Annotated in this window: 10 protein-coding genes and 3 pseudogenes; 9 read left to right on the forward strand and 4 right to left on the reverse strand. The window is 60.8% G+C overall.

Translation table 11 applies throughout. From position 1 onward, the window contains the following. Window positions 1-20 precede the first annotated feature (20 nt). Together JCM21793_RS23645 and leuD are read right to left on the reverse strand one after the other, a co-directional pair. A pseudogene (locus JCM21793_RS23645) lies at window positions 21-442 on the reverse strand (RidA family protein). Next, the gene (leuD, locus tag JCM21793_RS02185) at window positions 433-1,038 is read right to left on the reverse strand and encodes a 3-isopropylmalate dehydratase small subunit (RefSeq protein ID WP_007010730.1); all 606 of its coding nucleotides are present in this window, start codon (window positions 1,036-1,038) and stop codon (window positions 433-435) included. The pseudogene JCM21793_RS23645 and the gene leuD overlap by 10 nt, the downstream one beginning before the upstream one ends. Window positions 1,039-1,316: 278 nt before the next feature. Between leuD and JCM21793_RS02190 the strand changes: the two genes are divergently transcribed. The 3 genes from JCM21793_RS02190 (at window position 1,317) to JCM21793_RS02200 (ending at window position 2,872) form a co-directional block, all read left to right on the forward strand. Beyond that, window positions 1,317-2,222 (forward strand): HpcH/HpaI aldolase/citrate lyase family protein, encoded by a 906-nt coding sequence (locus JCM21793_RS02190; protein WP_025029326.1) that lies wholly within the window; start codon window positions 1,317-1,319, stop codon window positions 2,220-2,222. Next, on the forward strand, window positions 2,219-2,425 hold the full coding sequence (locus JCM21793_RS02195) for a DUF1737 domain-containing protein (RefSeq protein WP_007010728.1): 207 nt from the start codon (window positions 2,219-2,221) through the stop codon (window positions 2,423-2,425). The genes JCM21793_RS02190 and JCM21793_RS02195 overlap by 4 nt, the downstream gene beginning before the upstream one ends. A gap of 66 nt (window positions 2,426-2,491) precedes the next feature. Further along, entirely contained in the window at window positions 2,492-2,872 is a 381-nt protein-coding gene (locus JCM21793_RS02200) for a DUF6693 family protein (protein ID WP_007010727.1), read from the forward strand. A gap of 31 nt (window positions 2,873-2,903) precedes the next feature. On the opposite strand, the gene JCM21793_RS02205 is transcribed toward JCM21793_RS02200, so the two are convergent. Continuing rightward, complete coding sequence (locus tag JCM21793_RS02205) at window positions 2,904-3,326, reverse strand: metallopeptidase family protein (protein WP_007010726.1); 423 nt, start codon at window positions 3,324-3,326, stop codon at window positions 2,904-2,906. A gap of 136 nt (window positions 3,327-3,462) precedes the next feature. On the opposite strand from JCM21793_RS02205, the gene ybgF reads away from it, so the two are divergent. The 6 genes and pseudogenes from ybgF to JCM21793_RS02235 all read left to right on the forward strand — a co-directional run bounded on the left by ybgF (window position 3,463) and on the right by JCM21793_RS02235 (window position 11,795). Further along, window positions 3,463-4,479, forward strand: coding sequence for a tol-pal system protein YbgF (ybgF, locus tag JCM21793_RS02210; protein WP_007010725.1), 1,017 nt, complete (start codon window positions 3,463-3,465; stop codon window positions 4,477-4,479). Window positions 4,480-4,487: 8 nt separating this feature from the next. Further along, complete coding sequence (gene tilS, locus JCM21793_RS02215; protein ID WP_155983361.1) at window positions 4,488-5,792, forward strand: tRNA lysidine(34) synthetase TilS; 1,305 nt, start codon at window positions 4,488-4,490, stop codon at window positions 5,790-5,792. A 144-nt stretch (window positions 5,793-5,936) separates the two neighbouring features. After that, window positions 5,937-7,876, forward strand: a pseudogene (gene ftsH, locus JCM21793_RS23650) (ATP-dependent zinc metalloprotease FtsH). A gap of 348 nt (window positions 7,877-8,224) precedes the next feature. Continuing rightward, a complete protein-coding gene (glmM, locus tag JCM21793_RS02225) occupies window positions 8,225-9,577 on the forward strand; it encodes a phosphoglucosamine mutase (protein WP_007010722.1) in 1,353 nt (450 codons plus the stop codon). A gap of 329 nt (window positions 9,578-9,906) precedes the next feature. Beyond that, complete coding sequence (locus tag JCM21793_RS02230) at window positions 9,907-10,770, forward strand: outer membrane protein (RefSeq protein ID WP_025029329.1); 864 nt, start codon at window positions 9,907-9,909, stop codon at window positions 10,768-10,770. Window positions 10,771-10,955: 185 nt separating this feature from the next. Then, on the forward strand, window positions 10,956-11,795 hold the full coding sequence (locus JCM21793_RS02235; RefSeq protein ID WP_025029330.1) for an outer membrane protein: 840 nt from the start codon (window positions 10,956-10,958) through the stop codon (window positions 11,793-11,795). A 111-nt stretch (window positions 11,796-11,906) separates the two neighbouring features. On the opposite strand, the pseudogene polA reads toward JCM21793_RS02235, so the two are convergent. Continuing rightward, window positions 11,907-14,818: pseudogene (polA, locus tag JCM21793_RS23655) on the reverse strand (DNA polymerase I). Window positions 14,819-14,991: the final 173 nt, after the last annotated feature.

Raw genomic sequence — 14,991 nt, forward strand, 5'->3', positions numbered from 1 at the left:
GATTGCGCAAGGCTGGCAGGTCAGGAAGCGGTACGCTTGCGCCTGAGCGCGGTCACCTCGATCTCGATCTTCATCTCCGGCTCATTGAGCTCGCAGACGATCATCGTCGCTGCTGGCCGGATATCGCCGAAGCTTCGCCCAGGATCGGGAAGACCCGGGACACATAAGAGCGGCTGGTTACGTAGTAATGCGCGCGCACTACGTCGGCGAGCTCGAAGCCGCCCTCGTTCAACGCTGCGCGAATGGTGGAAAGGCAGTTGCGTGTCTGCTCTTCCACGCTGTCGGGCATGGCCATGGTTGCATAGTCATAGCCCGTGGTGCCGGAAACGAAGCACCAGTCTCCATCAACCACCGCGCGGCTGTAGCCCGCGGTCTTCTCGAAGGGAGACCCGGTGGAGATGAGGCGGCGCTGGCCGCCTCTGTCATCCCGGCTTACGCCCACGGATGGCTTTCCGTGTACTTGTTCTCGAAGGTTTCGATGGCCGGAGCTTTCTCCATGGTCAGGCCGATGTCGTCGAGGCCATTCAGCAGGCAGTGCCGCTTGAAGGCGTCGATCTCGAACTTAACCACGCCGCCGTCCGGACCGCGGATTTCCTGCTCTTCCAGATCGACGGTCAGCGTCGCGTTGGCGCCGCGCTGCGCGTCGTCCATCAGCATGTCCAGTTCTTCCTGGCTGACCTTGATGGGCAGGATGCCGTTCTTGAAGCAGTTGTTGTAGAAAATGTCGGCAAAGCTGGTGGAGATGACGCAGCGAATGCCGAAGTCGAGCAGTGCCCAGGGCGCGTGCTCACGGCTCGAGCCGCAGCCGAAATTGTCGCCGGCAACGAGAATGCTGGCATTGCGGTAGGCCGGCTTGTTGAGCACGAAGTCCGGGTTCTCGGAACCGTCTTCGTTGAACCGCATTTCGGCGAAAAGCCCGGCGCCGAGGCCGGTGCGCTTGATCGTCTTGAGATAATCCTTCGGGATGATCATGTCGGTGTCGACATTGACGATCGGCATGGGCGCGGCGACGCCCGTCAGCTTGGTAAACTTGTCCATGAATCCTGGTCCGTTGTCTGCGCGGCCATTTTATCTGCCGCATCTCCATACACAAGCCAACCCCGCAAAGCAAAGCTCTCTTGTTTTTGTCCCTCAAGCGCCGGGCGGGCGCATCCGCGCCCTTGGCTTTCGGCGCACAGGCGCCGGCGGCCGGTCGGCCTTGCCATCTTGCTGCGCAGAATGGAAATCGCCGTCCAATCCGGATCGTGCGAGGAGCTTTTTCCTTCGACTGATCGTACTGTCTTGCGCCGAAAGCGCGGCTGGGCCATGAAACGGACATGCAGCATCATCCAGCACAGCTTCGCCGTTCGGTTCTTTACGTGCCCGCCAGCAATGAAAAGGCGCTGGTCAAAAGCGCAACGCTTGCCTGTGACGCGGTGATCTACGATCTGGAAGATGCCGTCGGACCGGAAGAAAAACTGGATGCGCGCGAGAGGCTGCGCGACTTTCTGAATGGCGGGGATCGTCCGCGCTGCGAGGTCGTCGTGCGCATCAATGCGCTCTCCAGCATCTGGGGAACGGAAGATTTTCTGGCTGCGCGCGCGGTGAAGCCCGATGCCATTCTCCTGCCCAAGGTGAATGGCCCCCGTGACATTCTCGACGCGGATGCGGCGCTTGATGAAACCGATGCGCCGCGCAGTCTGAAGCTCTGGGCGATGATCGAGACACCGCGCGCCGTGCTCAATCTGGGGCCAATCGCGGAGCTCGGGCGCGACCCGGCTGCCCGCCTCGCCTGTCTCGTTGCCGGCACGAACGACCTTGCCAAGGAAACCGGCGTCGAACTGACGGAAGATCGCCGCTACCTGGCGCCGTTCCTGTTCCAGCTTGTCATGGCGGCGCGGGCCGGCGGCATTTCGGTGCTTGATGGCGTCTCCAATGATTTCCGCGACCTCGACGCATTCGGGAAAGGCTGTCGGGAGGCGCGGTCGATGGGTTTCGACGGCAAAACGCTCATCCACCCGGCGCAGATCGCGCCGGCCAATGCGGTTTTTGCACCGTCCTCCGAAGCCATTGCCGAGGCCGAGGCCATCGTTGCCGCTTTCGCAGATCCCGAAAACGCCGGGCGCGGCGTGATTTCGCTCAACGGGCGCATGGTGGAGCGCCTGCACCTGGAGATGGCGCAGACACTGCTCGAGCGCGCCAGCGCAATCAGACTGAAAGAGAGTGGGGAGACGGTCCGATGAGGCTCTATCGTTTTTTGACCGGCCCGGACGATGCAAGCTTCTGTCACAAGGTGACGTTGGCTTTGAACAGGGGCTGGCTGCTCCACGGTTCCCCCAGCTATGCCTATGATGCCGAGGCCAAATCGATGCGATGCGGCCAGGCCGTCTACAAGGAAATCGACGGGCTGGAATACACGCCGGAGATGAAGCTCGGCGAATACTAGTGTAATTAAAGTTGCGCCGCGGTTCGTTTCTTGCTTTCCTCACTCCGGGCAAGGGAGGGGGACGAAATGAACACGATCAATATCGTCAATGCAGGAAATCACTCACCGGAAGAGAGTGGCTCCGTTCGGTTGCGTTGCAACTACTCAATCATGGAGGCGACCGGCTATATAATCATCTGGGCGGTTGTCTCTATTGTCACGCTCGGGATCGGCGCATTCTTCGCGATCTACTATTTCTACAAGTCGATCATCAACAAGACCTACCTGATAAACCGCGAAGGGCATGCCATCGCCAGGCTCGAGTGCGAACTCAACCTTGCCGAAATTATCGGGCACGTGATCCTCTGGATCATCCTGACCGTAATCACTTTCGGTATCGGGTTGCTGTTCTACATGTTCCGAACACTGCGCCTGTGCATGAACAAGACGCGGATGGTTCGCCTTTAGATCGTCCTTTTTTCGGTCCGATGCTACAGGATCAGGCAACGGCCTCTTCGATCCGGGCCATATCGTCGTCGGATAAGCCGAAATGATGGCCGACCTCGTGAATGAGCACGTGGTTCACGATATCTCCGAGCGTTTCTTCGTTCTCGGCCCAATAGTCGAGGATCGCCCTGCGGTAAAGCGTGATGCGGTTGGGGCCTTCTCCGGTCGCCGGGTTCCAGCGTTCGGCGATACCGCGCCCTTCAAACAGGCCGAGCAGGTCGAAAGGCGTCTCCAGAGCGAGATCGTCCATGATCTCCTCCGTGGGAAACTCGGCCACCTGGATGATGATCTCGCCGGTCAGCGTGCGGAAGTCATCGGGAAAATTCGCATAGGATTCGAGCGCCAATAACTCCATCTCCTGAAGCGAAGGCGAAAGCTGGCTTTCCCAGGCCCGTGTCTGATAGATGCGTGCCATTCCTAGTCCTTTGAGGCGCCATATAGCGGTTTATGTGGCCGCTTTCGAGTACGAAATGCGCCCCTGCATTCGGCGTCAGACGTCAAAAATCAAAATTTGGCCGAAGTCTCGCGCCTGATAAAGAGCAAATGGGGCGATGAACAGCCCCGTTGTCTATTGCGAAAGCGAGAGTGGAATGTTTTTGCGAACGGTTCTCGGCGGCGTTCTGGCGTTGCCGTTTCTCATGGCGGGGCAGGCGTTGGCGCTTGGCCCTGCGGCACTTCCATCGACGGGGTTTGCCAAGCAGGATGGCGGAAATGTCATTCTCGCCCAGGCGGGAGACCCGCGTGTCAGCGGCCTGGAAGAGCAGGTGCGCCAGCTCAACGGGCGGGTGGAAGAGTTGAATTTCCAGATTCTGCAGATGCAGGATCAGCTCCGGCGGATGCAGGAAGACAATGAATTCCGCTTCCAGGAACTGGAAAAGAACGGCGGGTCGGATGCCGCGCCTGCCGGTGGTCTGCCCGATCAGCGAACCGAGCGCATGCCGTCAGACGGCGGCCTCGGGGGCGGCCTAGGGGGCGACACGGCGAATGGCATGGAAAGCGGTACACAAAGCGCGTCACGGGACGCGCCGACCGTGGGTGAGCCACCGCGCACGCTTGGAAGTGTCCGCTTCGATGCGAACGGCAACATTGTCGGCGGCGAAGTCGGCGAGCCCATCGATCTCACCCGGTCGGGCGAGATCGGGCCGATCGGGCAGGGTGATCAGATGGCATCGCTCCCCTCGGCCGATGATCCGGAAGAACTTTACAGGAATTCCTACGAATTCATCCTGTCGGGCGATTACAAAACGGCGGAAGCCGGGTTCCGTCAGCACATCGAGCGTTTCCCGGGCGACACCCGCACGCCTGATGCGCATTTCTGGCTTGGGGAATCCCTTCTGGGGCAGGACCGCTACCGCGACGCCGCCGAGATTTTTCTGCGCGCCAGCCGCGAATACCCTTCGGCCGACAAGGCACCCGACATGCTTCTCAAGCTTGGCATATCGCTGGCGGCAATGAACCAGCGCGACGTGGCCTGCGTCACCTATAATGAAATTGGTCAGAAATACCCTGATGTTTCCACGGCGCTGCGTGAGCGCGTGAAGCAGGAACAGGCGCTCGCGGGTTGCTGAACCCGGCGATGCAGCCAGATCCGAGACAGATCTTCGACGGTATCGCATTTCCCCGACAGACCGGGGTGATTGCAGCGGTTTCCGGTGGTGGCGACTCCCTCGCCCTTCTTCTCCTTTTGAAAGAATTCCTTGATTTGCAGGCAGGCGCTCCGGCCCTCACGGCGGTGACGGTGGATCACGCCCTGCGAGCCGAGGCGGCCGAAGAGGCGCGCTTTGTCGCTGCCCTTTGTGCCAGCCGCGGCATAGCTCATCGCACAATGGTCTGGCGCGGCGAAAAGCCGGCGACGGGCATTTCCGCTGCCGCGCGCTCGGCACGGCTGTCGCTACTGGCGCAGGCGGCACGTGAGGCGGGTGCCGGTCTGGTTTTCACCGGCCACACGCGCGACGACCAGGCCGAAACCGTTTTCATGCGCGCCGGGCGCGGCACGGGGCTGGGCATGGGGCTAGGCGGGGCGGGGATTGCCCCCGCTTCGCTCTATGAGGGTGCGATCTGGTTTGTCCGGCCGCTGCTTTCTCACGGCCGCGCCGATCTGCGCAGCTATCTGGCGTCACGGGATGTGCGCTGGATCGACGACCCGACCAATGACGATACGACCTATGAGCGCGTGCGCGTGCGCCGCTCGCTGACTGCCGAAATGGCGGCCAGACGAATTGCGGAAGCCGAGACCGCCGCCGCCCGGCGTGTTGCGCTTGGCGCGCGCGCAGCGCGTCTGATCGATGGGCATGCACGCTGTGTTGCGCCGGGGCTCTATCGCGTTGATCCGGCGTTTGTCGAGGACGCGGACGCCGAGGCTGCGCTCCATGCCCTGCGGGTGCTGACGGCGATGGCTGGTGGCGCTCTGCACCTGCCTTCCGAAGAGCCGTCGGCCCGTGTGCTTGCCGGGCTGCGCGCTGGAGTTTGCGCCACATTGTCGCGGGCGGTGATCGACCGGCGCGCAAGCGGCATCTACCTTCACCGCGAACGGCGCAACCTTCCGACAGGAAACGAAGCGACGCGGAAGGTGCTGTGGGATCGGCGCTACTGGCTTTCCGCGCCGGAAGGCCTGCACATTGCTCCGTTTGGTGCTGCAGCGCACGATCTTCTGCCGGAGGCGAACCCCACCCTGCCGCAGGATCTTCTTTTTGCAGCGCAATTTGCCGAGCCGGCTCTGTGGCGCGGCGATGTCTGCATTGGACCCGCGCGTATGGCGCTGCCGGGAAACGGGATCGGCGTGCCAGCCCCCTGGGCGCACCTGCTTCCATCCTTCGATATTGACGTTGCGCAGGCCCTCATTCGACTGGTTGGCGGCAAAACAGTTCTAAAACTGCCATGAGCGCACCACATTCGGCATGGAAGCTTAACCTAAAGGTGAGCAGGTGTGGTGCCCTGGCTTGGCAAGGAAGCACCGGCTCCCTATGTTAATCCTGACCACGAAAAACGGACGATCGCCGGGCTTCGGCGAGTATGCGGGACTTATATGAATCCGAATTACAGAAACTTTGCGCTCTGGGCGATTATCGCCGTTCTGCTGATTGCGCTCTTCAACCTGTTCCAGGCTCCCCAGCAGCGCGGTGCGACGCGCGATATCGCGTATTCGCAGTTTCTGGAAGAGCTTTCGTCGGGAAGCGTTGAATCGGTGACGATCACGGGCGATCGCATCACCGGCACCTATACGGGCAACCGCACCCCCTTCCAGACATACTCTCCGGGCGATCCTTCGCTGGTGCAGCGCCTTGAAGAGCGCGGCGTGACGATCAACGCCCGGCCTGAAAGCGACGGTTCCAACTCGTTCCTCGGCTATCTTGTCTCTTGGCTGCCCATGATCCTGATCCTTGGCGTGTGGATATTCTTCATGCGCCAGATGCAGTCGGGCTCGGGCCGCGCCATGGGGTTCGGCAAGTCGAAGGCCAAGCTCCTGACCGAAGCGCATGGCCGCGTTACATTCCAGGATGTCGCGGGCGTCGATGAAGCCAAGGAAGACCTTGAGGAAATCGTCGAGTTCCTGCGCGATCCGCAGAAATTCCAGCGCCTCGGCGGCAAGATCCCGCGTGGCGTGTTGCTTGTCGGCCCGCCCGGAACCGGCAAGACGCTTCTTGCCCGCTCGGTGGCGGGTGAGGCCAATGTGCCATTCTTCACCATTTCGGGTTCGGATTTCGTGGAAATGTTCGTCGGTGTCGGCGCGTCCCGCGTGCGTGACATGTTCGAACAGGCCAAGAAGAACGCGCCCTGCATCATCTTCATCGACGAAATCGATGCGGTCGGTCGTCATCGCGGTGCCGGTCTCGGCGGCGGTAACGACGAACGCGAGCAGACGCTGAACCAGCTTCTCGTCGAGATGGATGGCTTCGAGGCCAATGAAGGCATTATCCTGATCGCAGCCACCAACCGTCCGGACGTGCTCGACCCCGCGCTTCTGCGTCCGGGCCGTTTTGACCGCCAGGTCGTGGTGCCGAATCCGGATGTGGCCGGCCGCGAGAAGATTCTCAAAGTGCACGTGCGCAATGTGCCGATGGCGCCGAATGTCGATCTCAAGATTGTTGCACGCGGCACGCCGGGCTTCTCCGGTGCGGACCTCGCCAACCTCGTCAATGAGGCTGCCCTGATGGCGGCCCGGCGCAACAAGCGCCTCGTCACCATGCAGGAGTTCGAAGACGCCAAGGACAAGGTCATGATGGGTGCCGAGCGACGCTCGCATGCCATGACCCAGGAAGAAAAGGAACTGACCGCCTATCATGAGGCCGGTCACGCCATGGTCGCGATCAACGTGCCGAAGGCCGATCCGCTCCACAAGGCGACCATTATTCCGCGAGGGCGCGCGCTCGGTATGGTCATGCAGCTTCCCGAGGGCGACCGCTACTCGATGAGCTACAAGTGGATGATTTCGCGCCTTGCCATCATGATGGGCGGACGCGTGGCCGAAGAGCTCAAGTTCGGCAAGGAGAACATCACCTCCGGTGCTTCCTCCGACATTGAGCAGGCCACCAAGCTTGCCCGCGCCATGGTCACGCAGTGGGGCTTCTCCGACGAGCTCGGCCAGGTGGCTTATGGCGAGAACCAGGAAGAGGTGTTCCTGGGCCATTCCGTGGCGCGCCAGCAGAACATGTCGCAGGAAACGCAGCAGAAGATCGACAGCGAAGTGCGCCGTCTGATCGATGAAGCCTACGCGACCGCGCGCGATATCCTGACCAAGAAGAAAAAGGGCTGGATCGCCATCGCCGAAGGGCTACTGGAGTACGAGACGCTTTCGGGCGACGAAATTCAGGCGCTGCTCAAGGGTGAGAAGCCGTCGCGCGATTCCGGCGACGACACGCCCCCGTCCCGCGGCTCGGCCGTGCCGAAGACAGGCACGCGGTCCCAGGGGCAGAAAAAGGGCGGCGATGAGCCGAGGGTGGCATGGAGCCACAGCCGCAGGGCTAAAGAACGTTCTTTCGGACGATCTAAACTATTAATGGAGCATCGGAATAACCCGAAAACCGGATTCCACTTTTCGGTCCGATGCTCTAGAAAGCCGTGAACATCGTTTCACGGCTTTTTTGCTGCGGTTTGACCAGACCAAAATCGCGCTTTGGTTGAGTTTGCAGGGTTGCCCTGTCTCTTAACTTGCTATTAAGCATAATTCGCAAGCAGACGTTTATTTGAGAAGCGTTACACTGTCTCACAGAATTTGATGCAAACGAGTGCTGCTCCTGTGGCAAAGAGTGAGCGAGGGACGCCGCTTTGACAGAAAAACCAGACAAAGTGCGCCGAACGGGCAGCAAGGGTAAAATGGCAAAAAAATACTTTGGTACGGACGGGATTCGCGGTCGCGCGAACCGCTTCCCGATGACGGGCGAAATTGCGATGAAGGTCGGCATGGCGGCTGGCCTTTCGTTTCAGAATGGCAGTCATCGCCACCGGGTGGTGCTTGGCAAGGACACGCGGCTTTCCGGTTATATGATCGAGAATGCGCTGGTTTCGGGCTTTTGCGCCGCCGGGATGGACGTCTTCCTGCTAGGGCCCATACCGACCCCGGCCGTTGCCATGCTGGTTCGGTCGCTGCGCGCCGATATCGGCGTGATGATCTCGGCCTCGCACAATCCCTATTACGACAACGGCATCAAGCTCTTCGGTCCGGACGGCTACAAGCTCTCCGACAAGATCGAAGGCCGCATCGAGGCGATGCTCGACAAGGAGGTAGAGCTAGCGCTTGCCGATAATGGCGGGCTGGGGCGCGCAAAGCGTGTCGACGGTGTCCATGACCGCTACATCGAGTTTGCCAAGCGCACCCTGCCGCGCTCCATGTCTCTTTCAGGGCTGCGCATCGTGGTCGACTGCGCCAATGGCGCCGCCTACAAGGTTGCCCCTGCCGTGCTCTGGGAACTCGGTGCCGAAGTGGTGGCGATCAATGACGAGCCGAACGGCGTCAACATCAATGAGGATTGCGGCTCCACGCATCCGCTCGGCCTTGCCAAGAAGGTTCATGAGGTGCGGGCTGATATCGGCATCGCACTCGATGGCGATGCCGATCGCGTGGTCATCGTCGATGAGAACGGCACGGTGATCGATGGCGACCAGATCATGGCGCTCATCGCCCAATCCTGGCACAAGGCCGGAAAGCTGCAGGGTGGCGGTGTTGTCGCCACTGTCATGTCCAATCTCGGGCTTGAGCGCTTTATGGGCGATCTGAAGCTTGATCTGCACCGCGTGAAGGTCGGCGATCGCTATGTGGTCGAGCGCATGCGCGCCAATGGGCTGAACGTCGGTGGAGAGCAGTCAGGCCATGTCGTCCTCTCGGATTTCTCCACCACGGGAGACGGGCTGGTGGCGGCGCTACAGGTGCTGGCCTGCATCAAGCGCGAGAACCGCCCGGCCAGCGAGGTCTGCAAGAAATTCGAGCCAGTTCCGCAACTCTTGAAGAATGTGCGCATCTCCGGCGGGAAGCCACTCGAATCGGCGCCGGTCAAATCGGCCATTGCCGAGGCCGAGGCACGGCTCGGTGGTAAGGGGCGGCTTGTCATCCGCCCGTCCGGCACTGAGCCGCTTATCCGCGTGATGGCCGAGGCTGACGATCCGGCGCTGGTTGAGAGCGTGGTGGATGACGTGATCAACGCAATCGCCGATTCGAAGAACGCAGCCTGACGCGGCAGAACAGAGACAGTAGCAAAGCCGGTGCTCAGCGCCGGCTTTTTTCGTTCCGGCGATGCGTGCTCGCTGGAAGCTGGCGGTTGCCTTCGATCCGCCTGTGCACAGCAGGACATGTCTTCCTGCACCCGTTCGGTGATCTCCAAGGCCCGGCGCATATGGGGCGGCTTCGTTCCTTGATCATGCAATTCCCGCAAAACGTGCATGTTGAACGTGGTTAAGGCTTAGGGTTAAGGCGTATTTAACTTTTTTCCTCAAATACTCCCGGCGAGTTGCAATTTGCCACTGTGCCCAGGGGGGCGCGGCAACGCCAAGGATGGGAAGATATGTTGAAGTCTATGAAGGTCTTCGGGGCGGCCTTGCTGCTAATCGCTCCGACCGCGGGCTATGCTGCAGATCTGTATGAGCCACCGATCATCGAAGCTCCCGAACCCCTGCCACCCGTGATCCAGCCGGACCCGGCTCCGTCCTTCGGCGGCTGGTATATTCGCGGCGACATCGACTATCACTGGTCGAAGCTGCGGGGCACCGAATACATCACCTATGGAGATGCGCCGGGCGGCCTTCGCGGCGGAACGGCGTCCTTCGATACGACAGATCTCAAGGGCGCCATGTCGCTCGGAGCCGGTATCGGCTACCAGATCAACAAATACCTGCGCGCCGACCTGACGGCGGATTACTGGTTCAAGTCCGACTTCACCGGCTCCACCTCGGGCACGTGCGGCGGTAGCCCCTGTGTGTCTACGGATACGTCGGCTTACAGCGCCTGGCTCCTGATGGCCAACGCCTATGTGGATCTCGGCACCTATTACGGGTTCACGCCCTATGTCGGTGCGGGTATCGGTGGCGCCTACATTATGTGGGACGATCTGACGAACTCGATATCGGGTGGCAGCACCACCGTGCATGAGGGCTCCAGCAACTGGCGTTTTGCCTACTCGCTGATGGCCGGTACCTCTTACTGCCTCACCGAAAACCTCAATCTCGATATGGGCTATCGCTTCACGCGCGTTGCAGGCGGCCGTATGTTTGAATACGCTTCGGGCGTTGCACCGGGCTTCGACGATGGCTTCAACGTGCACGAGGCACGCGCTGGCCTGCGCTACCAGTTCGGTGGTAGCTCGAACTGTGCACAGCCGCAGGTGGTCAGCTACGACCCGCCGCCGTTTGAACCGCCGGTTTACAAGTAAAATCAGCTATTTGGCTTTTGGTACCGCCCGGCTTTGCGCCGGGCGGTTTTTATTTGCGCGGTTGTTCTGAACAAGTGCGGTAACCCTGCGTTAGCCTTAACCTCGGCTTAACCCGCATGGTTAACAATGCTCTCCAACAGCGGCGGGGGCAGCGTTTATCCGTCGCATTTTGCGGAGTTCGGATTATGCGCACCATCACCCGTTTGCTTGCTTCTTCGGTATGTCTGACGCTGATTTCGATCGGCGCGGCAGCCGCCGCTGACTACGATCCACCCATCATCATCGACCAGGCGCCTGACGTGGTGCCGGTGGAGATTGGCAGCGGCTGGTATCTGCGCGGCGATATCGGCTATTCGCTGAAGACCGAAGCGAAGGATCCCTTCACCTACAGGACATTTGACGGTGTCAGCTATGGATCCGCGTCGTTCGACAGCGTTTCCTTATCCGATAACTTCACGTTCGGCATCGGCGCCGGCTATTCCTTCACGGACTGGCTTCGCGCCGATGTGACGCTGGACCGTTTTTCGGCTGATTTCAGCGGCACGACCTCGAGCTCGTCTCCCTGCCCCGGAAGCCCCGGCGGTACCACCTGCCGGTCAGAGGATTCGTCCGAGGTGACCGGATACTCCATGCTTCTCAATGGGTATGTTGACCTTGGCACCTATGTCGGCTTCACGCCCTATGTCGGTGCAGGCATCGGTTACACCTATCTTCGCTGGGATGATCTCTCCAACAGTTCATACTGCGTGGGCGGAAGTTGCGGTGGCACCAGTCTTGTCGGCACGACAGCCCATGGCGGCGAGTCCGACTGGCGCTTTACCTATGCCTTGATGGCCGGCGTTTCCTACGACTTCTCCAACAACATGAAGGTCGATCTGGGTTATCGCTATCGCAATATCGACGGCGGTCAGATGTTTGGCTGGGATGCTGCCACGGCGGCGGCCGGGGCCACTGGAATTCAGGGCACCGACAGCGGCCTGTCGATGCATGAGATCCGGGTGGGTCTGCGCTACGAACTGTGGTGAGCGTTTTCCTCACCACGAGGCCCAGAACAATTCACAACCCCGCCGGCACTGGCGGGGTTTTCGTCTACGGATGACTGCCGCTGACGGCCAGATTTGGTGTCGGCCTCAGCCTCAGTGAGCCTCATCCCAGTTGCTTGCCGCGCGTGCCTCGACCTGTAGGGGAACGGAGAGGGCGCGTGCGGGAAGTGCCGCGTTCTCCATGACCTCGCAGATGACGGGAATAGCCTTCTCCACCTTGCTTTCCGGCGCTTCAAAGATCAGTTCGTCATGCACCTGAAGCAGCATCTGCACGTCTTCAAGACCGGCATCGGCAAGGGCGCCTTCCATGCGCGCCATCGCGCGGCGGATGATGTCGGCTGCCGAGCCCTGGATCGGCGCGTTGATCGCCGCACGTTCGTTGAAGGCGCGCAGTTGCGGGTTTGACGAGCGGATTTCGGGATAGTGTGCCCGGCGGCCGAACACGGTCTCCACATAACCCTGCTCGCGTGCCTGGGCCTTGGTGGAATCCATATAGTCCTTGATGCCGGGAAAACGCTCGAAATAGCGCTTGATATAGGCGCTGGCCTCTTCGCGCGGAATGCCAAGCTGATTGGCCAGACCAAAGGCCGAGATGCCGTAGATGATGCCGAAATTGATTGCCTTGGCGCGGCGGCGCACCTCTGGCGGCATGCCTTCCACCGGTACATCGAACATTTCCGACGCGTCATGGCGTGAATATCGAGCCCGTCGGCAAAGGCTTTCTTGAGCTCGGGGATATCCGCCACATGGGCGAGCACACGCAGTTCGATCTGGCTGTAATCGGCCGAAATCAGCTTTGTGCCTTCCGGTGCCACGAAGGCGGTGCGGATCTTGCGGCCCTCGGCGGTGCGGATCGGGATGTTCTGCAGGTTCGGTTCGGACGATGAGAGGCGTCCGGTCGTGGTGGAAGCGAGTGCGTAGGAGGTGTGAACGCGCTTCGTCTGCGGGTTTATGTAGCCTGGCAGTGCGTCCGTATAGGTGGATTTGAGCTTGGTGACCTGACGCCAGTCGACGATCTTGCGCGGGAGTTCATGGCCCGCGGCTGCGAGGTCTTCGAGCACCTGCGCCGAGGTTGACCACTGGCCGGTCTTCGTCTTGCTGCCGCCCGGAAGGCCCATCTTGCCGAACAGGATCTCGCCAAGCTGCTTGGGCGAGCCGATGGTGAAGCGTTCACCGGCCAGCTCGTAGATCTCGTCTTCGATGCCCGCTGCCGTCTGTGCGAAATCGCCTGAAAGTCGCGAAAGAATCTGCCGGTCGACGGCGACGCCGCGATGCTCCATGCGGCCGATCACCGGAATCATGGGTCGCTCGAGCCGCTCATAGACGGAAACGAGGCCTTCGGCGGCAAGCCGCGGCTTCAGCACCTGCCAGAGCCGGAGCGTGATATCGGCATCTTCGGCGGCGTAGGCGGTGGCGCGCTCCAGATCGACCATGTCGAAGGTGACCTGCTTGCGGCCCGTTCCCGTCAGTTCCTTGTAGGGGATGGGTTTGTGACCCAGCCACCGTTCGGAGAGCGCGTCCATGCCGTGGCTTACCGTGCCGTGGCTGCCGGTTCCGGCATCGAGCACATAGGACATAAGCATGGTGTGGTCCACGCCGACGATCTCCACGCCGAGCCGATACATCAGCAGCCAGTCATATTTGAGGTTCTGGCCGATCTTGAGCACGGCAGGATTGGCCATGACGGCTTTGATTGCCTCCAGCGCGTCCTTCTGCGGAATCTGGTCCTCGATCAGCCCGCCGCCCAGAAGGTCGCCGTCGCCGCTCTTGTGGTTGAGCGGGACATAGGCGGCACGGCCGGGCTTCGTGGCGAGCGAAAAGCCGCAGAGTTCCGCCTGCATCGGGTCGAGCGAGGTGGTCTCGGTGTCGAAGGCGAGGATGCCGGTTTCGCAGGCTTCCTCGACCCACAGCTTCAGCGTGTCCAGATCGCGGATGCATTCGTAGCCGGCATGGTCGAAAGTCTGCGCTGCACCAGCTTCTGCGATACCGGCTGCAAGTTTTGCAGGGGTTGCCGCGTCACCGTCGCTTTCGGCGGGGGAGGGGTTGAGGTCCGGCCCGTGGGCGCTTTCGCCTGCTTCCACCTCCACATGAGCGGCTTCGATTTCCGCCACTTCAGCGCCGGTGGCCTCGGCCACACGGCGCGTCAGGGTGGAGAACTCCATCGCTTTCAGGAAGCCGATCAGCTTCGGCCCGTCGGGCGGGGCGAGCTCGAACGTGTCGATCCCGTGCTCGACCGGGACGTCGATCCTGAGCTTCACCAATTCGCGGGAAATGCGTGCCTTTTCGGCGAATTCGATCAGATTTTCGCGTCTTTTGTTCTGTTTTATCTCATTTGCGCGAGAAAGCAGCGTGTCGAGATCGCCATACTCTTCGAGCAGTTGGGCGGCCGTTTTCGGGCCGATCCCGGGGACGCCGGGAACGTTGTCCACCGAATCGCCCGTCAGCGCCTGAAGGTCGATCATTTTCTCGGGCGGAACGCCCCATTTCTCGATGACCTCGGGAATCCGGATCTCGCGATCCTTCATGGGATCGTACATGGAGACGTGTTCGGTGACGAGCTGCATCAGGTCCTTGTCGGAGGAAATGATGGTGGTTTCGCCGCCTGCTTCACTCGCAAGCCTGGCATAGGTGGCAATCAGGTCATCGGCTTCGAAACCGGCCATTTCGATGCAGGGCAGGTCGAAAGCCTGTGTCGCTTCGCGGATCAGGCCGAACTGCGGCACCAGGTCTTCCGGCGGCTCAGAGCGGTTGGCCTTGTATTCCGGGTAGAGGTCGTTGCGGAAGGTTTTCGAGGAATGGTCGAAAATCACCGCGAAATGCGTCGGTGTAACGCCAACATCGGTGTCGCGTGCATTCTGCAGAAGCTTCCAGAGCATGTTGCAGAAGCCGGCCACGGCGCCGACCGGCAGGCCGTCGGATTTGCGGGTCAGCGGGGGCAGTGCGTGATAGGCACGAAAGATGTAGCCCGAGCCGTCAACGAGGAAGAGATGATCGCCTTTTTTCATGGCTGTACGGGTAGCGCGGCAGGGTGCGCCTGTCCATGGAAAAGGGGGTGTTCAGCGCCTTTCGGAGAAGTGTGCTGACATGGTCGAACGCCGCCTACCGCTTTCTATCACGCGTTTGTTACGAAGATGTAATGTTCGTGCCCTTGAATAGCCACGTTCGAACACAAAATATC

Origin of the sequence: Nitratireductor aquibiodomus NL21 = JCM 21793, assembly GCF_000615975.1 — a bacterium.
GTDB classification, from domain to species: Bacteria; Pseudomonadota; Alphaproteobacteria; order Rhizobiales; family Rhizobiaceae; genus Nitratireductor; species Nitratireductor aquibiodomus.